Annotated in this window: 15 protein-coding genes; 8 read left to right on the forward strand and 7 right to left on the reverse strand. The window is 66.1% G+C overall.

Annotated elements, in window-relative coordinates; all coding sequences use genetic code 11:
- Nucleotides 1-127: 127 nt before the first annotated feature.
- The 3 genes from ACFQ2S_RS11420 to ACFQ2S_RS11430 all read left to right on the forward strand — a co-directional run bounded on the left by ACFQ2S_RS11420 (nt 128) and on the right by ACFQ2S_RS11430 (nt 3660).
- A complete protein-coding gene (locus ACFQ2S_RS11420; RefSeq protein ID WP_386074576.1) occupies nt 128-1906 on the forward strand; it encodes an SLC13 family permease in 1779 nt (592 codons plus the stop codon).
- 107 nt (nt 1907-2013) lie between these two features.
- Entirely contained in the window at nt 2014-2754 is a 741-nt protein-coding gene (locus ACFQ2S_RS11425) for a YebC/PmpR family DNA-binding transcriptional regulator (RefSeq protein ID WP_386074577.1), read from the forward strand.
- A 573-nt stretch (nt 2755-3327) separates the two neighbouring features.
- A complete protein-coding gene (locus ACFQ2S_RS11430) occupies nt 3328-3660 on the forward strand; it encodes a hypothetical protein (protein ID WP_386074578.1) in 333 nt (110 codons plus the stop codon).
- A gap of 33 nt (nt 3661-3693) precedes the next feature.
- On the opposite strand, the gene ACFQ2S_RS11435 is transcribed toward ACFQ2S_RS11430, so the two are convergent.
- Nucleotides 3694-4968: a 3-deoxy-D-manno-octulosonic acid transferase gene (locus ACFQ2S_RS11435; protein WP_386074579.1), complete on the reverse strand. Its 1275-nt coding sequence runs from the start codon at nt 4966-4968 to the stop codon at nt 3694-3696.
- Nucleotides 4969-5035: 67 nt separating this feature from the next.
- A complete protein-coding gene (locus ACFQ2S_RS11440; RefSeq protein WP_386074580.1) occupies nt 5036-5980 on the reverse strand; it encodes a YihY/virulence factor BrkB family protein in 945 nt (314 codons plus the stop codon).
- A 200-nt stretch (nt 5981-6180) separates the two neighbouring features.
- On the opposite strand from ACFQ2S_RS11440, the gene ACFQ2S_RS11445 reads away from it, so the two are divergent.
- The 3 genes from ACFQ2S_RS11445 (at nt 6181) to ACFQ2S_RS11455 (ending at nt 10695) form a co-directional block, all read left to right on the forward strand.
- Nucleotides 6181-7296, forward strand: a complete 1116-nt coding sequence (locus tag ACFQ2S_RS11445; RefSeq protein ID WP_386074581.1) for an NAD(P)H-dependent glycerol-3-phosphate dehydrogenase — start codon at nt 6181-6183, stop codon at nt 7294-7296.
- A gap of 151 nt (nt 7297-7447) precedes the next feature.
- Nucleotides 7448-8617, forward strand: coding sequence for an acetate/propionate family kinase (locus tag ACFQ2S_RS11450; RefSeq protein ID WP_386074582.1), 1170 nt, complete (start codon nt 7448-7450; stop codon nt 8615-8617).
- 152 nt (nt 8618-8769) lie between these two features.
- Complete coding sequence (locus tag ACFQ2S_RS11455) at nt 8770-10695, forward strand: DUF3604 domain-containing protein (RefSeq protein WP_386074583.1); 1926 nt, start codon at nt 8770-8772, stop codon at nt 10693-10695.
- Between the two features lie 54 nt (nt 10696-10749).
- Here ACFQ2S_RS11455 and ACFQ2S_RS11460 read toward each other — a convergent pair whose 3' ends face one another.
- Both ACFQ2S_RS11460 and ACFQ2S_RS11465 read right to left on the reverse strand, forming a co-directional pair.
- Nucleotides 10750-11763: a HupE/UreJ family protein gene (locus ACFQ2S_RS11460; RefSeq protein ID WP_386074584.1), complete on the reverse strand. Its 1014-nt coding sequence runs from the start codon at nt 11761-11763 to the stop codon at nt 10750-10752.
- The gene (locus ACFQ2S_RS11465) at nt 11760-12602 is read right to left on the reverse strand and encodes a peptidyl-prolyl cis-trans isomerase (protein WP_386074585.1); all 843 of its coding nucleotides are present in this window, start codon (nt 12600-12602) and stop codon (nt 11760-11762) included. Before ACFQ2S_RS11465 ends, ACFQ2S_RS11460 begins: the two co-directional genes overlap by 4 nt.
- A 266-nt stretch (nt 12603-12868) precedes the next feature.
- Between ACFQ2S_RS11465 and ACFQ2S_RS11470 the strand changes: the two genes are divergently transcribed.
- A complete protein-coding gene (locus tag ACFQ2S_RS11470; protein ID WP_386074586.1) occupies nt 12869-15181 on the forward strand; it encodes a calcium-binding protein in 2313 nt (770 codons plus the stop codon).
- A 15-nt stretch (nt 15182-15196) separates the two neighbouring features.
- Here ACFQ2S_RS11470 and ACFQ2S_RS11475 read toward each other — a convergent pair whose 3' ends face one another.
- A complete protein-coding gene (locus ACFQ2S_RS11475) occupies nt 15197-16507 on the reverse strand; it encodes a malonyl-CoA decarboxylase (protein WP_386074587.1) in 1311 nt (436 codons plus the stop codon).
- 132 nt (nt 16508-16639) lie between these two features.
- A complete protein-coding gene (locus tag ACFQ2S_RS11480; RefSeq protein ID WP_386074588.1) occupies nt 16640-17101 on the reverse strand; it encodes an Lrp/AsnC family transcriptional regulator in 462 nt (153 codons plus the stop codon).
- Between the two features lie 102 nt (nt 17102-17203).
- Here ACFQ2S_RS11480 and ACFQ2S_RS11485 point away from each other — a divergent pair, with 102 nt between their 5' ends.
- Nucleotides 17204-18637: an aminotransferase class V-fold PLP-dependent enzyme gene (locus tag ACFQ2S_RS11485; protein WP_386074589.1), complete on the forward strand. Its 1434-nt coding sequence runs from the start codon at nt 17204-17206 to the stop codon at nt 18635-18637.
- An 18-nt stretch (nt 18638-18655) separates the two neighbouring features.
- Here ACFQ2S_RS11485 and ACFQ2S_RS11490 read toward each other — a convergent pair.
- On the reverse strand, nt 18656-20055 hold a 1400-nt coding region (locus ACFQ2S_RS11490), incomplete at its 5' end, for a LamG-like jellyroll fold domain-containing protein (RefSeq protein ID WP_386074590.1).

Consider the following 20055-nt stretch of genomic DNA (forward strand, 5'->3'; position numbering starts at 1 on the left):
GCGCATCTGCCGCAAAGCCGGGCAGGTCCGCGTGCTGCCGGTCCCGGACGGGCAGGGGGGCAATGATCCCTTGCACCGGGGGATTGCGGCGCTAAGGATGGCGCGCGTGGCAATCGCAGGGCGGTGAATGGAACTCTTTCTCCTCGGGGCAACGGGACAGGCAGTGCTGGCGCTGATGGTCGTGGCGGTGATGTTCCTGCTCTTCGCGCGCGAGGTCTTCCCCGCCGAGGTCGTCGCCATCATCGGTGCAGCGGTGATGCTGGTCACCGGCATCCTGCCCTACGATGATGCGCTCACCGTGCTGTCCAACCCGGCCCCCTGGACCATCGCCATGATGTTTCTGGTTATGGGCGCGCTGGTGCGGACCGGGGCGCTCGACTGGTTTACCCAGATCGCTCAACGGCAGGCGGAGCAGAACCCGAAGCTCGCGATCGGCACGTTGATGGGCTTCGTGGTGACGGCCTCGGCCTTCGTCTCGAACACGCCCGTCGTCGTGGTGATGATCCCCGTCGTGGTCCAGATCGCGCGCACCTTGAAGCGGCCGGCCTCCAAGATGCTGATCCCGCTCTCGTATGCCGCGATCATGGGGGGCACGCTGACGCTGATCGGCACCTCGACCAACCTGCTGGTCGACGGTGTGGCCCGCGCCAACGGCATGGCCCCATTCGGCATCTTCGAGGTTACCCCACTGGCGGTTTTCGTCGTCGCCTGGGGCATGATCTACCTGCGTTTCATCGCGCCCCGGCTGCTGCCGGACCGCGACAGCATGGCGGACGTGCTCTCCGACAAGACGCGGATGAAGTTCTTCACCGAACTGGCGGTGCCCGAGGACAGCGGGCTGATCGGCCAGAAGGTGATGGAGATCGACCTTTTCAAGCGCGAGGGCGTGCGTGTGATCGACGTGCTGCGCGGCGATGCCTCGCTCCGGCGCGATCTGCGGTCGGTGGAGCTGGAGCCGGGGGACCGGGTGGTTCTGCGGACCCAGATGAGCGAGCTGCTGAGCCTCCAAGAAAACAAGAACCTGCGCACCGTGGACAAGCTGAGCTCGGTGCGGACCGAGACGGTGGAGGTGCTGATCTCCCCCGGCGCCCGCATGGTGGGCCGCACCCTCGGCCAACTCCGCCTGCGCCGCCGCTACGGTGTCTACCCGCTGGCGGTGCATCGCCGGAACCAGAACATCGGCCGCCAGCTCGACGATCTCGTGGTGCGCGTGGGCGACACGCTGCTGCTCGAAGGCGCGCCGGAGGATATCCGGCGGCTGGCGCAGGACATGGGGCTGGTCGACATCGCCCGCCCGTCGGCCCGTGCCTTCCGCCGCGACCGTGCGCCGGTCGCCATCGCGGCGCTGATCGCGATCGTGTTGCTGGCGGCGCTTGGCGTGGCGCCGATACTGCTGCTGTCCTTCCTCGCCGTGGCGCTGGTTTTCATTACCCGCTGCATCGACGCCGACGAGGCGTTTTCCTTTGTCGACGGGCGGCTGCTGGCGCTGATCTTTTCGATGCTCGCCGTTGGCGCAGCCCTCGATGCCTCGGGCGCGGTCGAGCTGGTTGTGCAGGCGGTGTCGCCGGCGCTCGCCTCGCTGCCGCCGTTTCTCGTGGTCTGGGCGATCTACCTGCTGACCTCGATCATGACTGAACTGGTGTCGAACAACGCCGTGGCGGTGGTGGTGACCCCGGTCGCAATTGGCATGGCGGCGGCGCTCGGCTATGATCCGCGCCCGCTGGTGATCGCCGTCATGATCGCGGCCTCGGCCAGTTTCGCGACGCCCATCGGCTACCAGACCAACATGATGGTCTACGGCCCCGGAGGCTACCGCTTCGCGGACTTCCTCAAGGTCGGCATCCCGCTCAACCTCTCGATGGGTCTCATGACCTCCTTCCTGATCCCGTTGCTTTGGCCGCTCTGAGCGGCGAGCCGAAGCCGGGAGCACATACCATGGGATTGCCCCCGGTGGGGCCAATGGGCTATGGACGCGCAAACCGATCCAAGCATTGATCCGAACGGAGAAGACCCATGGCCGGCCATTCAAAATGGGCGAACATCCAGCACCGCAAGGGGCGTCAGGACGCTGCCCGCTCCAAACTGTTTTCCAAGCTCTCGAAGGAAATCACCGTCGCCGCAAAGATGGGCGACCCGGACCCCGAAAAGAACCCCCGCCTGCGCCTGGCGGTGAAGGAAGCCAAGTCGAACTCCGTCCCCAAGGACGTGATCGACCGCGCGATCAAGAAATCCGTGGCGGGTGACGGGGACGATTACGAAGAGATCCGCTACGAAGGCTACGGGCCCGGCGGCGTGGCCGTCATTGTCGAGGCGATGACCGACAACCGCAACCGCACCGCCTCCAACGTGCGTTCCACCTTTTCCAAGAACGGTGGCAACCTCGGCGAGACCGGCTCGGTGGGTTTCATGTTCGAGCGCAAGGGCGAGATCACCTATCCCGCCTCCGCCGGCGACGCGGACACCGTGATGGAAGCCGCGATCGAGGCCGGTGCCGAGGACGTGGAATCCGACGAGAACGAGCACATCATCTATTGTGCCGATACCGACCTGAACGAGGTCTCCACCGCGCTGGAAGCCTCGCTGGGCGAATCCGAATCGACCAAGCTGGTCTGGAAACCGACCACCACCACCGAACTGGACCTCGAGACCGCGCAGAAACTGATGCGCCTGATCGAGGCGCTCGAGGACGACGACGACGTTCAGCGGGTCACCGCCAACCTCGAGGTCTCCGACGAGGTTGCAGCGCAGCTCTGAGCCGTCCGACCCCCGGCGTTGGCCGGGGGCTCTGGAACGGGACAAGATATTCCGTCTCCTGACCTGCCGGCCACTGGCCGGCAGTTCCGTTTTTCCCGCCCGGTGCGCGCCGGAACACCCGGCGGAGGGACGGGCCAGCAGCCCCGGCCGGCCCCGAAGTTCCCGCATCAGCGCCCGGCTTGCCTTTCGCACCGTGCCCTGCGTCCGTCGCGCGCTTGACACCGAAGCGCTTGTATCCCCTCTCGTCGAACGTCGATTTCGAAGCCTTTGTCGACCGTCTGCCTTGTCGCTGTGCAAAGCCCGGAATCCGAGCATGGGCAGTTTGGGTGGAAACCTGCTGATCTTTCGCTGACCCGGCGGAATCCCGCTACATCTTGTCCGTTAACAGATGCGAACATGCATCAGTTGTGCGGTCGGTGCGCGGCGGACGTATCCGCCGCCAATCCTTCGTCTACATAGGAGCGAGCAAGACCAAGTCTGTCGCCTTACACCACCGGTCGAGCGTTGAGCAGCGTTTGACCGATGAGAGACGTGCGGCCCTCGTGTTCGCAGAATGCCAAGGACGTTTGATAGATGACTAACCGATTTCAAGGGATTGCCGGCCGTGATGCCGGCCCCACCGGAGCAGACGGCGCATTTCGCCGGCCGCTCGACGAAAGGGACTCGGGGGCCGAGCGCCTCGGGCCGCGCCTGGTTGGACGCAACCTGATCGAGAAAACCCTTATTCCGCTGCTGGTGGCGCTTGCGAGCTTTCTCGCCGCGCTCATCGGGATCGCTGTCTACCAGTTTGGCGCAGGTGCCGAAGTTCTGACCATCGCGATAGGCAACTGGATGACGGCGCTGGCCATCTGCATTCTCGTATTGCTGGGCGTGCTGGCCGTGCTGTCCGATGTGAACGCGCCCTGATACGGGCCGCGCGGCGTCCTTCCGGAACGCCCGTCAATTACGGCGGTCGATCCCGGCAAGGCGCAGCGTCTTTTCGACAAGGCTGTCCATTCCCTTTCCGGTACCGCCTGCCAAGGCGGCCGTCGCCCTTTCCGCGAGCGAATCCAGCGCCGGTGGATCGAGCCGGGCGAGCGCCTCGCCCAGGGCTGGTCCATCGGCGACCTTGATGGCGCCGCCGGCCGCATCGAGCGCGGCGTAGGTTTCGGCGAAATTGCGCAGGTCCGGTCCGTGCAGGATCGCGCTGCCGAACTGGGCCGGCTCATAGGGCGTATGCCCGCCCTTCGCCACGAGCGATCCCCCGACGAAGCATTGGCCGCTGAGGGCATACCACAGCGGCATCTCGCCAAGGGTGTCGGCGAGGTAGACGTCGCTCCCCTTGTCGGGGGCGTCTCCGGCGGAACGGGTGCGGAAGCGCAGCCCTGTGCGCTCGAGCAGCGCCCGGACCTCGGCGCTGCGTGCGGGGTGCCGCGGGGCGAGGATCATCCGCAGCGACGGCCGGGCGCGGCGGGCGATTTCGAAGGCGGCCAGCACCTGTCCTTCCTCGCCCTCGTGGGTCGAGGCCGCGAGCCAGGTATCCTCCCGCGGGAACACCTCCCGGTATTGTGTCATCAGGTCTGCGTCCGGCGCGGGCAACTGGACAGAGGCCTTCAGCGTCACCGGCGCGACAATGCGCTCGGGCGGCAGGCCAAGCTCCCGGAACTTGCTCTCTGAGGCCGCGTCCTGCGCCGAGAACAGCCGGACCGGCTCGAACAGGCGCCTGACCATGCCGGGACGGCGATGCCATTTCGCGGCGCTGCGTTCGGAGATGCGGGCCGAGATCATCGCCACGGGGATCCCCCTCTTTGCGGCCATCTCCATGCGGTTCGGCCAGAGATCGCCCTCCAGCAGGATCAGGAGCGACGGGCGTTCGTTGTCGAGGAAGGCCGCGAGGCAGGGGCGGTAGTCGAGCGGCGCGAGCCGCGCCTCGAGCCGGTCCAGCCCCCATCCCCGCACCATGTCGCGCCCCGTGAGGCTGTTGGAGGTGACGACCATCCGGCAATCCGGCGCCTCGCGCAGAAGCGTCTCGATCAGGTCGCGGGCGGAGGTCAGCTCGCCATTGGAGGCGCCGTGCAGCCAGATCAACGGGCCGGCCGCGGCCTCGCCGGATGCGCCGCGGCCAAGCCTCTCGCGGAGGTCGGCCAGCGTCTCGCGGCCGCGGGCCAGCCGGAGCGCGAAATATCCCGCGGCGAGCGGGGCCGCGAGGGTCAGGGCGAGGCGATAGGTGAACACCAATTCTGGGCTCCGTCGGTCGGTCGGGCGCGGCTTACGCGCTCTGCATCCCTCGGGCAAGGGCGTGTCAGGAAGTTGCCTCTGCCGGCTGGCTGTCGGTCCTGCGGTCTTCGTCGATTTCGAGCGGAGCTGTTTGCGGAGCGGGTTCCGACGGCTCCCCGGGCGCGGCTTCCGGAGACGCCTCTATCACCCGTGCCTCCATCTCGGCGTTGGTCAGCCCGCCGAGGAGGACGACAAAGGCGCTGAGATAGAACCACATCAGCATCGCCACCACCGCGCCGAGCGAGCCGTAGATCTCGTTGTAGCGGTTGAAGTTCTCCAGGTAGGTCGAGAACCCCCAGGAGACGAGCGCCCAAAGCACGACCGCCAGCATCGAGCCGGGGGAGAGCAGGTCGCTGCGCCGGCCGTCGCGGTTTGGTCCGAGCCGGTAGAGCAGCCCGATGCCCAGCAGAACCACCCCGCCGCCGATCAGCCAGCGCAGGATTTCCAGCACCAGCCCGGTGAACGGCCCGAGCGGCAGGAAGGCGAGCAGGACGGGGGTGACGACCACGGTCGCCATCGCGACGAGCGCAACGGCGATCAGCACCACGGTCAGCAGCAGCGCAAAGGCCATCGAGCGTAGCCCGCCGCGCGGCGGGGTCTGGTAGACAGCATTGAGCCCGCCGATCATCGCGGCGACGCCGGCCCGGCTGGCCCAGAGAGCGGCGCCGATCGACACTGCGGAAGCCCAGCCCAGCACCTCCTTCGGCCCGGAGGCGATGGCGCTGACCTGCGCGTCGATGATCCCGAAGGCGGCTTCCGGGATCACCTCCCGGTAGGTCGCGAGCTCCTGCTCGACGAGGTCCGGATCGGCGAAGAAGCCCCAGAGCGTGACGATGGAGGTGATCGCCGGGAAGATCGCGAGCAGCCCATAGAAGGCCACCCCCGCCGCGATCAAGCCGAGGTGGCGGGTGCCGATCCCGTTGAAGATGGCTCCGAGGAGCGACAGGGTCTTGCGCAGGCGTTGAAACACGGGGAAGCGGCCTCCGGCGGGTTTGGATACGGGCGTGGTGAGCGGTCTGCCCCTCGGGCGTGTGTCGCCCTCGATAGGGGCTGGTGGCACCATAGCATTCGGGACGCTTTCGGAAAGGGGCGGACCGGCCACGCTTGCGGAGCGCCGCAAGCCGCGCAAGAAGGGAAGATCAGGAGCTTACGCAAGCAAGGAGTGTGGCCATGATATCGCGCGTCGCAGCTGGCGAGACCCCGGCAGGGGATGCCGCGACCGGCCCCTACGGCACAATTGCCGTGATCGGAGCCGGCGCCTGGGGCACGGCGCTTGCGCTGGTGGCCGCGCGGGCGGGGCGCCGCGTCCGGCTCTGGGGACGCAATCCCGAGGATATCGCCACGATCAGCAAGACCGGGGTCAACCTGCGCTACCTGCCCGGCATCCACCTGCCGGACGGGATCGTGGCCACGTCCGACATGGCCGAAGCGCTGAGGGGCGCCGATTGCGTGCTGCTGGTCACGCCCTCGGTGACCCTGCGCGAGATCTGCCGCCAGGTCGCGCCGCATATCGAGCCTGCCGCGCCGGTGGTGCTCTGCGCCAAGGGGATCGAGACGGGCTCCGGCAAGCTCCTGAGCGAGGTGGCGAGCGAGGAACTGCCCCGGCACGCGATCGGCGCTCTTTCCGGGCCGACCTTTGCGCGGGAGACCGCGCTCAACTATCCCACCGCAGTGACCCTCGCCTTTCCCTTCGCGCAGGCCGACCGGCGCGCGCCCCATGCCGCGCCGGCCTCCCGACTGGCCCTGTCGCTCGGCTCGGACGCGTTCCGGCCCTATGTGAGCGACGATCTCGTGGGCGTGGAGGTGGCCGGCGCGGTCAAGAACGTGATCGCCATCGCCTGTGGGATGATGACCGGCGCGGGCTTTGCCGAGAACACCCGTGCCGCGCTCATCACCTGGGGGATCGACGAGATGAAGACTATGGCCGAGGCGCTTGGCGGGCGGCGCGAGACTATCGCCGGCCTTTCGGGCATCGGCGACCTGACGCTGACCTGCTCCTCGACGACGTCGCGCAACATGCATTTCGGCGTGCAGCTCGGGGAGGGGATCGCGCGGGAGAACGTGTTCGAAGGCAATCCGGTGGTGGTGGAGGGCGAAGTGAACGCGATCTCGGTGATCGACCTCGCCGACCGGATCGGCGTCGCGATGCCGGTGAGCCGCGCGGTGCACGACATCCTGCACGCCGGGGCCGACCTGCGACAGACCTTCGCTTGGCTCTGGTCTCGCCCGATCACCGCCGAGAACAAGTTCCTCAATCTCGCGCTGGAGCACCCGACAGCCGGCTAGCGGCGGGCCGCACGTGCGATGATGCAACGCATCCGATCCGGCCCCGGCGGCGTTGCCGTCCAGGGTGGGGCACAGTAATCGGAGGGCAGGGGAGGATTTTCGTGTTCGCCGGGTATGTTTGCCGCGCGAGCCGCCGCAAAGGAGACAGCCGATGTCCGCAATCCTGACCCTGAATGCCGGGTCCAGTTCCATCAAGTTTTCCGTCTATCTGCGCGGAGAGGGCGATGGTGGCGGAGAGCCGGAGGAAGTCGCTGTCGGTCAGATCGACGGCCTCGGTCCCGAAGCGAAGTTGATCCTCAAGCATGACGGCACCAAGGCCGTGACGGATCTTGGCCAGGCCGACCACAAGGCCGGTCTCAAGGCGATCCTCGATGCGATCCAGCCGATCCTGGGGGACAATGCGGTCACCGGCGTCGGGCACCGCGTCGTGCATGGCGGCACAGGGCACCTCGCCCCCGCGGTGCTCAACGACGAGATCCTGACGGAACTTGCCGGGCTCGAGCCGCTGGCGCCGCTGCACCAGCCGCACAACCTCGCCGGGATCCGCGCGGCCATGGAGGCCTTTCCGGATGCGATCCAGGTCGGCTGTTTCGACACCGCCTTCCACCGCTCCCATCCCTTCGTGAACGACACTTATGCGCTCCCGCGGAAGTTCTTCGAAGAGGGTGTGCGCCGCTACGGCTTCCACGGTCTGAGCTACGATTACGTCTCGGGCTATGTCGAGGAGACCTACCCGGACCTGCAGGACGCCCGCGTCGTGATCGCCCACCTCGGCAACGGGGCCTCGATGTGCTGCGTCAAGGGACGCCGCTCCATCGCCTCCTCGATGGGCTTCTCGGCGGTCGACGGCCTGCCCATGGGCACCCGCACCGGCCAGATCGACCCGTCGGTGATCCTCTACCTGATGGACAACCACGGGATGGCGAGCAAGGACATCTCGGACCTGATCTACAAGAAATCCGGCCTGCTGGGCATGTCGGGTATCTCCAACGACATGCGGACGCTGCTGGAATCCGACGCCGAGAGCGCAAAGGAGGCGGTGGATTATTTCGTCGCCCGCGTGAAGCGCGAGATCGGCGCCCTTGCCGCCATGGGCGGCGGCATCGACGCGCTGGTCTTTACCGGCGGCATTGGCGAGAACGCCTGGCAGATCCGCGAGCGCGTCTGCGAAGGGCTTGAGTTCCTCGGCGTGACCATCGACGCCGGCGCGAACCAGACCCGGGGGACCGAGAGCATCGGCACCGGCCCGGTCAAGGTGCTGGTGGTCCAGACGGACGAGGAGCGCGTGATCGCACGAGCTGTGGCCAGCCACCTGGGCTGATCCCAGACATCCATTGTCTCCGCCGTAGCGCGACGGTCGGTCCCGATTGCCGGGGCCGACAGACTGCTGAGTCCATGATAAGCTATGGATGGTCCCGGGGTTAGGCGTGAGTCTTCTTCGTAGCCTGAGTATGAGCTAATCGGGAGGAGTTCATGTTATTTCGCGCATCTGCCGCCGTCTGTCTCGCCTTCACGGCATTGCCAGCGGCCGCCCAGTTCATTCCATCAGAGGCTTCCATAGAAGGACTGTATCCCGGAAAGGTCTATTCGCCCTATGCCGAGCGGGCCTTCCCGAGCCGGGTTTTCTGGGGCGATACCCATTTGCACACGGGCTACTCGGTGGATGCCGGCCTCTTCGGAAACACCACCGGCCATGACACCGCCTACCGCTTTGCCCGCGGCGAGCAGGTGATGGCAGCCTCCGGCCAACCGGTGAAGCTTGCCCGGCCGCTCGACTGGCTGGTGCTGGCCGACCATTCCGACGGCATGGGCATGATCTTCGACATCAAGGAACAGAAGCCCAACATCATGGGCTTCGACCAGAGCCGCCGTTGGGCCGAGGGGTTGGCCGAAGGGGGCGAGGCCAGTGCCGCCGCAGCGCTCGACCTGATCACCACATTCTCTCAGGCCGCGATAGACCCCGAGCTGATGGCGCAGTATTCGCCCGGCTCCACGATCTATGCCTCGATCTGGGAGACGGTGGTCCAGAAGGCCGAGGAATACAACGATCCGGGCACCTTCACCGCCTTTATCGGGTACGAGTGGACCTCACTTGTCAAGGGCAACAACCTGCACCGCAACGTGGTCATGCGCGACAATGGCGACCGGGCGCTGATGGTCGAACCGATGGTCACGCAGGCACCCATCGGGTCGACCGACCCGCTAGATCTATACTCGTGGCTGCAAACCTACGAGGACAAGACAGGCGGCCGGGCCTTTGCGATTGCACACAACGGCAACCTGTCCAACGGACTGATGTTCCCGACCGAGCAGCAGTATACCGGCGCGCCGGTTGACCAGAACTACGTTAACCTGCGCGCGCGATGGGAGCCGCTCTACGAATACACCCAGATCAAGGGCGACGGCGAGACGCACCCCGCGCTGAGCCCCGACGATGAATTCGCCGATTACGAGACCTGGGACGTCGGCAACCTAGATCTGACCGAGGCCAAGACGCCGGACATGCTCAAGCACGAATACGCCCGCGAGGCGCTGAAACAGGGGATGGCGCTCGAGACCAAGCTCGGCATCAACCCCTACAAGTTCGGCGCTATCGGCTCGACCGACAGCCACACGTCGCTGGCGACGGCCGATTCCGATAATTTCTTCGGCAAGGCAACCAATGCCGAACCCTCGCCGACGCGGATGTCGCATCCGTTTACAAAGACCGACATCGGCGCCTTCGAGGGATACCAGCTGGTGGCCTCCGGCTATACCGGTGTCTGGGCCGAAGAGAACACCCGCCATGCCCTCTGGGATGCGATGCAGCGGCGCGAGACCTATGCCACCACTGGTCCACGCATGATGGTGCGGTTCTTCGGTGGCTGGGACTTCACCGAGAACGACCTGCGCTCCCGTCAACCGGCCTTTGCCGGCTACGGGCGCGGCGTGCCGATGGGCGGCGACCTGCGGGCCGCGCCGGATGGCGCGACGGCGCCGACCTTCATGGCCTATGCCTTGCGCGACCCGATCGGCGCAAACCTCGACCGCATCCAGATCGTCAAGGGCTGGATGAATGCCGATGGTTCGCTGAACGAGAAGGTGTTTGACGTCGCCTGGTCCGGCGACCGTGCACCGGGCGATGACGGCAAGCTGCCCGATGTCGGCAATACGGTGGATCTTGAAGCGGCCGGCTACAGCAATACCATCGGCGCGGCGGAGCTTGCGGCTGTCTGGACCGACCCGGAGTTCGATCCGTTGCAGAAGGCGTTCTACTACGCGCGTGTGCTGGAAATCCCGACGCCCCGCTGGGTGGTCTATGACGCCGTGCGGTTCGGCGTGGAGATCCCGGAAGGGGCCGAGACCGTGCACCAGGAGCGCGCCTATACCTCGCCGATCTGGTTCACGCCCGAGGGCTGAGCTTACGCTGCTTGAGCATCAGGGCGCCCGGCTTCGGGCGCCCTTTTGCGTGGATCAGAAAGCCGCGACCCGCTGCGCGAGCCAGATCGTGGCCACGCAGCCGATTGCATAGCCCATGGCATTCGTGGTGACGGAATGCGGGGCGCGGGCGGCCTCCAGCAGACGCGGCAGCGCCAACCGCAGGAACGTGATCGCCATCAGGATGCCCGCGACAAAGGCGATCTGGCCGGCTTCCACCCCGAGGTTGAAGGCCAGAAGCGCCGCGGGAATGTCGCCCTCCGGCAGCCCGATCTCGTTCAGCGCCCCGGCAAAACCGAGCCCATGCAGCAGCCCGAACGTGAAGGAAACCACCCAAGGGTAGCGTTCGCTCATCCGCTCGGCGCCCTGCTCGCGCTTCAGGATCTCGACCGCGAGGAACACGATGGAGAGCGCGATGGTTGCTTCGACGGGCGGTCCGGGCACGGAGAGGACCCCGAGGCTCGCCAGCGCCAGCGTGATCGAATGGGCAAGGGTGAAGGCGGTGATCGCGCCCAGCAATCGCCAGGGATCGCGGATCAGAACGAGCAGCGCGAAGACGAAGAGCAGGTGGTCGAGGCCTTCGAGGATGTGCGAGAACCCGAGCTGGAAGTAGCTGGTAAAGACCCCCCAGGTCGATGGCTCCTCCGGGATGTCATAGCCCGTTGCCTCCGGGGTGAGCCGGTGCGTGGTGCCGGAAGCGTCCAGGAATTGCAGGCTCAGCAACACGTCCGTCCGCTGGCTTTCCAGCCCCTCGATCCAGAGTCGCCCGCCGCTGACCCCGCCGGGGCATTCCGCCACCCAGGCCGAAGCCCAAGCGGCGCCATCGAACTGCGGGGCGTTGCCCTGCATCGGCGTGCAGTTATCGGGCAGCATGGCCTCGATGGCCATGGGCGTGCCATTCACATCGGGCTTTCGCCAGAATACGCGAAAACTCTCCGGCGCGATCTGGCGCAGCTCCACGAAGCCAGGCTCCAGCGCATGGGCCTGGGCCGAGCCCATCGACGCGAACAGCAGAGCCAGGCCGAGGCAGATCTGGCGCAGGAGTTTCATTGCAGCACCTGGTCGGCCCATTCCGACAGGTCCGGGCGCGTGATCTCGTACTGGGCCGCGAGTTGCTCGTATTGCGCCTCGGTGAGGGTCTCGGACATCACGCGGCGCCAGTCGAAGAGCACGGCCTCGCGGATCTCGTCCACTGTGGGCAGTCGTGCCTCCTCGCGTGCCGTCACACGGACGAGGTGTGAGCCGTAGCCCGAGATCACCGGTCCCTGCCACGCTCCTACCGGGAGACCCTGAAGCTGCTCGAAGAACCTGCTGCCAAAGGTCGCGTCGATCGCGGTGCGCGCACTCGGGGGCAGGTCCGGTGGCAGCAGGGTCGGCTGTCCCAGACTGTCCGAGGGCTTGCCTGCCTCGAGATGCGCGAGGATCTGCTTGGTGGCGGCCTCGTCGGGCGCGGTGCCGAGGTAGACCTGCTCGAAGGCAATCCGCCCGTCCGTTCGGAAACGGTCGGCATTGGTCTCAAGGTGCTCCTGCAAAACCGCGTCCTCGGGCTCCATGGACTGGGCAACCGAGGTCGTCAGGAAATCCATTTTCTGGGTCAGCCGGCCACGGATCACGCTGTCGCCCACGTCGAGTCCCATCTCCCGTGCCTCGCGCACCAGGACCTCCTCGCGGGCCAGTCCGTCAATCATCACCTCGAGTTCGGCTACCGTCGGCGGGCGGCGCCAGGTGGCGCGGTACTGCACGATAAGCCTGTCGACATCCTGTGCGTCGATGACGATCTGCGGGCTCGCGTCCTGTGCCGGCACTTCAGGTGCCCGAACCGAATACCAGGCGAACAATCCGGCTCCGAGCAGTAGGAAGTGTAACAGGGGTTCCTTGAGCAGTCGCATGGGCCGGGGTCCGCTGTGAACGTGCGATTTCCGCCGAGGTTAGCCGGGGCCAGTGCGAATTCAACCAGCTATCGGACCGCAAGCCCAGATGATACCCGATGCCGCAGGGCCTCGGGAACGGCGCGGCCTGCCTGTTCCCTTGGCGGCAAGCGCCATGTCTTTGCCAAGATTGCCCGCCATCGTCCCGCACATGACCGGGCCGCCCTCGCCAGCGGCTCCAGCCGGGCGGCGTCCCGTTACGGCTTCAGGAACGGACGGAGGTAAGAATGCCCGCTCCCGCACTCTGGAAGAGCGAATTCCAGGTCAACTCTGGCACCGCCGCGACAGGCACCCAGTCCGATCCCCATGTGATCGGGTTGGCCAATGGCAATTTTCTCGTGGCCTGGACGGAATCCTCCAGCGGGATCGTCGCCACCGAGGCGGGCAGCGACATCGTGGGCAGGATCCATGACGCCCAGGGCAACGCGGTGACACAATCGTTCCGGCTCAACCAGAGCAGCACCGGTTATGGCGAGGAAGATTTCGACATCGCCGCCACCAGCGACGGCGGGTTCATGATGGTCTATGTCGTGAATGATGGCAGCACCGACACGGTGGTTTGGGAGCGTTTCGATGCCGAAGCAAGCCTGACTGCTTCCGCGACGATCGTGACGGAAAGCGACAGCGACACGGCGTTTCTGAATCCGCAGATCAGCGTCGATACCACCGATGACAGCTCCTACGTCACCTTCACCGACTACGAGAGCCCGAACTATGACATCAGCGGCGTTCGGCTGGATGCCTCGGGTGCCATCGTGACAGCCGAGTTCGAGGCAGGACGCAAGGACGGAGAGAAGGATTTTGACGGCGACGCCGCGGTTCTCGCCAATGGCAACCTCGTCTCGGTATTCGAGGAAGCGGATGGAACTCTGATCGGGGTGGAGTTCCGGATCGTGACCAGCGCCGGAGCGGAGGTCTTCACCGTGCAGCTCGACGATGGCGCGGGAGAGAGACGTCCGGCTTACGATCCCAAGGTTGCCGCACTGGCGAACGGCAATTTCGTTGCGACCTGGCGGGATGGTGCCACGCCGGGCGACGTGCTGTTCAGCATCTACACTTCTGCCGGAACCGCCGTGGGAGACCTGCGCCGGGCAGCGGCAGCAACGGATGACGACGAGAACGAGCCGCAGATCGTCGCAACCCCGGATGGCGGGTTCTTCATCCTCTGGGACAACGACACCGATAACTCGCTGGAGGCAGCCAAATATGCCGCCGACGGCACTCCGGAGGGGAGCCCTTTTCAGATCAGCTCTGACGGTGATGAGCGTTCGCCGAATGTCGGTGTTACCGGAGACGGCCGGCTTCTGGTGACCTGGCTGCGGGATGGCGAGGTCTTCGTGGAGATATGGGATCCGCGCGGCAACAGCATCAATGCCGCCGCCACCGCTGGCACGGATCGGATCTTTGTCGGCGACGGCGGGGTCATCACCGCCCGCCCGGCCGGAGGGACGGTGACAGGCGATAATGCCGCCGAGACCCTGATCGGCAGCGATGCCGCGGATGTATTGCAAGGCAAGGGTGGCGCCGACATGTTGCAAGGGAACGGCGGCTCCGACAACCTTCAAGGCGGCGGAGGCAACGACAGCTTCACCTGGATGCACGGCGATGGATCCGACAGGATCTTTGGCGGCAACGGCTACGACACGCTCCACGCCGCGCTCCACGCGACCGCCGCCGATGCCGTCACAGTCACGGACGAGGGCTCGGGCTTCGACCTGGCCCGCAGCAACCTGGCCCGTTTCACGATCGACGCCGCATCGGTCGAGAGGGTGGTGATCGACGCGGGCGCCGGCAACGACACCGTTTCCGGCGCTGGCGCCTCGGTGGCAATGAAGATCGACGGCGGTGCCGGTGCCGACACGATCAGCACCGGTTCGGCCAAGGACATCGTGTCGGGCGGCGGCGGAGGCGACACCCTCAGCGGCGGTGGCGCGAACGACGTTCTTCTCGGTCAGTCCGGCGCGGACCGCATCTTCGGCGAGGCGGGAAACGACAGGATCTCCGGCAACAACGGTGCCGACTATCTGGATGGCGGTGACGGCAATGACACGATCCAGGGCGGCGGCGGCGCCGATGCAATCCTTGGTGGCAGCAGCCATGACACGCTTTCCGGCGGCAACGGAAGCGACGATCTGAATGGCGGGGCGGGCGACGACACGCTGGACGGCGGAGAGGGCAACGACAGGCTCAGCGGCGGCTCCGGCGGCGATACGCTGACCGGTGGAAACGGAGCCGACGAGTTCGTCCTGGCGCAGACATCGAAGGTCGACGTGATCACCGATTTCGAGACCGGCACGGACATGATCCTGCTGGACAGTGCCTATATTGCCGCTATAGACGCCCGTTCGAATGGCCTTCTCGTGCGGAAGCAATTCACCTCGGGCAGCGACGCCACCACGGCCGACCATCGCCTGATCTATGCAGACAGCACCGGAAAACTCTTCTACGACGCGGATGGAACGGGGGCGGCAGAACGTGTGCAGATTGCCCTGCTCGACGCGGGGCTTGGCCTCACGGCGTCGGATTTCGAGATCATCTGAGCTGCGCGACGTGCATCAGCTCGCCGGTTCGGAAGCGGGCGGGGATACCTTTGCGGCCGCTGTGCTGCCCTTCTCGGAGCGTGCCTTGGCGCGGACGCTGCGGCTGGAGGCGATCTTCTTCTCCGCAGTGAAGCTCTCGTGCCGGCGCTCGGTCTGCCCGTCCTCGTAGAGGTAGTTGACCATCAGGCCGCAGGATTGCCCCATGCCGTTTTCGCTGGTGTCGGCGCCGGCATGGACGTCGTGCACCATCGCGCCATTGCCAAGATGGAACCTCGCAACCGGATCGCGCGGATAGCCATCGGGGCGCCGGGCCTCCAGCAGGTAGCGGGCGGCCATCGCTTCTGCCTCCACAGCGGTCGCCTTGCCGGCCAGCAGGCGGGTGGCGCGCCGGTCGTCGGGCAGTGTCTTGAGCCAGCGGTTGAGGCCGGGGATCGGCGACAGCGTGACGAAGGTGTCGAGCTTCGGCAGGGCCAGCGACAGCTCCTCCACCACCTGCTTGATCAGGAAGTTGCCGAAGGAGACGCCCTTCAACCCCTTCTGGCAGTTGGAGATGGAGTAGAAGACGGCGGTATTGGCGTCGGAGGGCGATATGACCTCGCGATCCTCCTCCAGCAGCGCCTGGATCGAGCCGGGCACGCCCCGGGTCAGCGCTACTTCGACAAAGATCAGCGGCTCGTGGGGCATGGTCGGGTGGAAGAAGGCGAAGCAGCGCCGGTCTTCCGGGTGGAGGCGGCGGCGCAGGTCGTCCCAGTCGTGGATCTCGTGCACCGCCTCGTAGGCCACGATCTTCTCCAGCAGCTTGGCCGAGGTGTTCCAGTCGATCTGCTCGATGCGCAGGAACCCACGGTTGAACCAGCTCCGCAGCAGGTGAACGAAATCCATGTCGGTGCGCTTCAATTCGGGGTGCTCTTCCAGCATGCCGAGCAGGTCCACCCGCGCGGCCACCAGTTCAGCGGTGGCGCCGGGCGCCTGGTGCAGACGGCGGAACAGCTCCTGCCGGCCCGGTTCGGCGGCCCGCACGAGGGCTGCGAAGTTCTCGGTGGTCCGCGCTTCCGCATAGGCCTGCGCAAGGCCTGCGACTTCGGCGGCGTCCACATCGAGCCGCTCGTTGAGGAAGGTGAAGAAGGCGAGCTTCTCCTCCGGGCTCATGCCGCGATAGCGCCGGAAGATCGCGGAGGCCAGCTTGAGCCCCGAAACCTCACCCGCCGCGGAGAGCAGTGCCAGGCAGAGATCTTCGATCGGCCGCCGCTCCATCGCCCCTTCGCTCCATTTGCCGCGACCGTAGAGATTGGTCAGCAGATCTCCGAGAAAGCCTGAACGTGCCATGAAACCTCTCCTGCAGCGGGCGGCAATGATCGCCCTGGGAGAAGTCTAGCGCAGCCATCGGCTTGCTTCATCCGCCAACCCGGCATGAGGGGCATGCGCCAGAGTGGATGCGCAAGCGGCAGGCGCTTCCGATCACAAAGGCAGCGGACGCTGCTCGGCAATCGCTTCCATGGCGAAATAGGAGGTGACCGAATCGAGTTCGACCCGCGAGATCAACCGCTGGTAGACGGCGTCGTAGCTGTCCATGGATTCGGTGACCACCTTGAGCAGGTAGTCGTAGTCGCCGCCGATGCGGAAGAAATCCACGACCTCAGGGATCGTCTGGACGTGCCGGCGGAAATCCTCCAGCCACTGGGCCGAATGGTGGCGCGTACGCAGCATGACAAAGACGACCAGCCCGAGCCCCAACTTGCGGCGGTCCAGCCGCGCCGTGCTGCCCTTGAGAATGCCCCGCTCGTTCAACGCCTTGAGCCGGCGCCAGCAGGCGTTCTGGGACATGCCGACGGTGTCCGCGAGCTCGCGCTGGGAGATCGAGGAGTCGCGTTGCAGGGCACGAAGGACGGCGCGATCGATTTGATCGATATTATCTGACATTATTGGATCATATGACCCAACAATTTCGGAAACAACCCCGAAACAGGTTGGGAAATCGCACGATCTCCGGGGCAAGCTTCCACAAAATACCGGAGACACCCGATGCAACCCGTGCCCACCCCGCTCGACCAGTTCAAGAACGCCCTTCAGGGCGACGACGTCATTGCCCGGCTTCGAGCCGGCCTGATCGGGGAGGGGGCGGAGATCCCTGGGCTCGATGGACCGGTGCGGCTGGTCTATGCAGACTATGTTGCCTCCGGCCGAGCGCTGCGGCAGGTGGAGGATTTCATCGCCACCCATGTGCTGCCCTATTACGCGAATACGCACACCGAGGCGTCCTGGTGCGGTGGCTACATGACCCGTCTGCGCAAGCAGGCGCGCGCCGAGATTGCCCGCCTGACGGGGGCCGGCGACGCGTGCGCAGTGATCTTCGCCGGCAGCGGTGCGACGGCGGGGCTGAACCGGCTGGTGACCCTGCTCGGGATCGACGAGGCCCGGTCGCCTGTCGTCCTCGTCGGCCCTTACGAGCACCATTCGAACATCCTGCCCTGGCGAGAGAGCCGGGCGACGGTGATCGAGATCCCCGAAGCCGATGGCGGCGGCCCGGACATGGCGGCGCTCGAAGCCGCACTTCGCGCCCACCAGGGGGCGGACCTGCTGATCGGGAGCTTCTCCGCGGCCTCCAACGTCACCGGGATCGTCACCGATCACGCCGCGGTTACCCGGCTGCTCAAGCGGTACGGGGCGCTGTCAGTCTGGGACTATGCCGGCGGCGGCCCTTATCTCGACATGGACATGGGGCAGGGAGACGAGGCAAAGGACGCCATCGTCCTCTCGCCGCACAAGTTCCCCGGCGGGCCGGGCGCGTCCGGACTGCTGGTGCTGCGCAAGTCGGCGGTGCATCGGGACAGGCCCTGTCTGCCGGGCGGCGGCACAGTCAGCTTCGTCTCTCCCTGGACGCAGGATTATGCCTCCGACCTCGCCACGCGCGAGGAAGCGGGCACACCCAACGTCATCGGCGACATCCGCGCCGCGCTGGCCCTGCTGGTCAAGGAGGCGATCGGGCAAGAAGCGCTCGACGACCGCGAGGCGGAGCTGAACGCGCTGGCGCTGGCCGCCTGGCGCGATCACCCGCAGCTGACGCTGCTCGGTTGCGACAGGCCACAGCGCTTGCCGATCTTCTCGATGCTCGTACGGGACCGCGATGGCCAGCCGGTGCACCAGCAGCTCTTCACCCGGATGCTGTCGGATCTCTACGGCATCCAGACCCGCGGTGGCTGTGCCTGCGCTGGCCCTTACGCGCACCGGCTACTGCAGATCGACCGGCGAGCGTCCGAGCGGCTGCGTGCACAGCTTGCGCAGGGGATGGAGCTGGAGAAACCGGGCTGGGTGCGGCTGAACTTCACCGCGCTGATGAGCGACGAGACGGCGCGCTACATCATAGACTCGGTGCTCGATCTGCTCGCTCGCCTCGACGAGGTGATGCCGCGTTACACCTGCGATCCCGCCACCGCCCGGTTCCGCGCGGTGGCTTGATCCGGCAGCGGGTGGCCGTCAGAGGATGTCGGCCACCTGCACCACCTGGTCCGCGAACTTCAGCCTGTCGATGTCGTAGAGCAGGTCGCGGCCCTCGTAATAGGAATCCAGCCCGCCATTGTAGCTGTCCGTCACCACGATCCGCTGCTCGTTCGAGCCGCGGCTGCTGTTGTAATAGGTCTCGGCGGTGATCAGGTAATCGGCATAGTTCCCGTCGAAGACGGCGGTGTCCTTTTCCGATTTCAGGCCGCCCGAGCCCCAGCTGTTGCCGAAGATCGCGTCGTCGCCGAGGCCGCCGTGCAGCATGTCGTTGCCCTCGCCCCCCTTTATCTCGTCGCGACCCAGCCCGCCAAACACGATGTCCTCGCCCTTGCCGGCATCGATGTAATCGTCCCCGTCGCCGCCGAACACGATGTCGTCGCCCGCTCCGGCATAAAGCCGGTCGTTGCCGTCGCCGCCGTCGACGAAATCGTCGTGGGAATCGGCATAGACGACGTCGTCGCCCCTCGCAGCGATGAAGATCTCGGAGGCAGAGGACCCCCGCAGTTCCTCGTCCTTGGCGTCGCCCAGATGCACGTCCTCGGGGCGCACGATCAGGTCATCGAACTCGAGGAACCGGACCTTGCCGTAGACCGTCTCGGTCTCTCCGCCCTTCTTGATTTCCAGCCAGCCCTTGTCGTCGGTGCTGAACCGGAAGTCCTCGACCGACCCGGCGAAACTCCGGAGTCCCTCGGCGATCGGACCGCCGTAGAGCGCCTTGGAGGTCAGCTGCCGATCGTAGATCGCGAAATCCTCGATCGTGCCGTTGAAGCTGCTGTGCACCCTGTCGGTCGTTCCCGGCGTGTTGCTCGCGCCGCTTGCGCCGACGATCAACGCCTCCGTGTTGGTGTTCAGTTTCTGGGTGATCTCCGCGTCATAGGCGACCTTCACCCCGTCGACAAAAAGCGTCAGGCCCTGGCTACCGAAGCGGACCGCAAGGTCGTAACTGCTGTCGGCCTCGACGATGTCCTTCGCCACCATCCAGTGGGAGGAACTCTTCGTCTGCAGGCGCACCACGATGTCGCCGTCGTCCTCGACATAGGTGGTCAGGTGCCCGCCCTTGCCGTAATCCGACGCGTCCTTGGAGAAGAGCGTGCCGTAGGACAGGGTCTCGCCGGTGGTGAAGCTGAGCGCGACGGTCCCCGACTTGAGCTCCAGAGTGTCGGAATGGTCGAAGATCAGAGCGTTCCTGGAGTCCCCGTCGAATACCTGCTCGGTCGGGATCGCGAAAACGGCCTCGATCCCGTTGGCGGCCTTGCTACCCGCGGGGACCGGCAGCTCGCTCGGCGCCTTGATCTTTCCGCGGTCCTTTGCGGTCTGGGTCGGTCTGACGGCTTCGGCGATGTCTGCGGTGGTTGCGACGATGCCGTAGGCGGGGG

Source organism: Tropicimonas aquimaris (assembly GCF_042676185.1).
GTDB classification, from domain to species: Bacteria; Pseudomonadota; Alphaproteobacteria; order Rhodobacterales; family Rhodobacteraceae; genus Tropicimonas; species Tropicimonas aquimaris.

Bases quoted from the DNA above. Each gene is read 5' to 3' on its own strand.
- ACFQ2S_RS11455 (WP_386074583.1), top strand. From the start codon at position 8,770: ATGTTATTTCGCGCATCTGCCGCCGTCTGTCTCGCCTTCACGGCATTG.
- ACFQ2S_RS11485 (WP_386074589.1), top strand. From the start codon at position 17,204: ATGCAACCCGTGCCCACCCCGCTCGACCAGTTCAAGAACGCCCTTCAG.
- ACFQ2S_RS11470 (WP_386074586.1), top strand. From the start codon at position 12,869: ATGCCCGCTCCCGCACTCTGGAAGAGCGAATTCCAGGTCAACTCTGGC.
- ACFQ2S_RS11480 (WP_386074588.1), bottom strand. From the start codon at position 17,101: ATGTCAGATAATATCGATCAAATCGATCGCGCCGTCCTTCGTGCCCTG.
- ACFQ2S_RS11430 (WP_386074578.1), top strand. From the start codon at position 3,328: ATGACTAACCGATTTCAAGGGATTGCCGGCCGTGATGCCGGCCCCACC.
- ACFQ2S_RS11450 (WP_386074582.1), top strand. From the start codon at position 7,448: ATGTCCGCAATCCTGACCCTGAATGCCGGGTCCAGTTCCATCAAGTTT.
- ACFQ2S_RS11475 (WP_386074587.1), bottom strand. From the start codon at position 16,507: ATGGCACGTTCAGGCTTTCTCGGAGATCTGCTGACCAATCTCTACGGT.
- ACFQ2S_RS11445 (WP_386074581.1), top strand. From the start codon at position 6,181: ATGATATCGCGCGTCGCAGCTGGCGAGACCCCGGCAGGGGATGCCGCG.
- ACFQ2S_RS11460 (WP_386074584.1), bottom strand. From the start codon at position 11,763: ATGAAACTCCTGCGCCAGATCTGCCTCGGCCTGGCTCTGCTGTTCGCG.
- ACFQ2S_RS11465 (WP_386074585.1), bottom strand. From the start codon at position 12,602: ATGCGACTGCTCAAGGAACCCCTGTTACACTTCCTACTGCTCGGAGCC.
- ACFQ2S_RS11420 (WP_386074576.1), top strand. From the start codon at position 128: ATGGAACTCTTTCTCCTCGGGGCAACGGGACAGGCAGTGCTGGCGCTG.
- ACFQ2S_RS11425 (WP_386074577.1), top strand. From the start codon at position 2,014: ATGGCCGGCCATTCAAAATGGGCGAACATCCAGCACCGCAAGGGGCGT.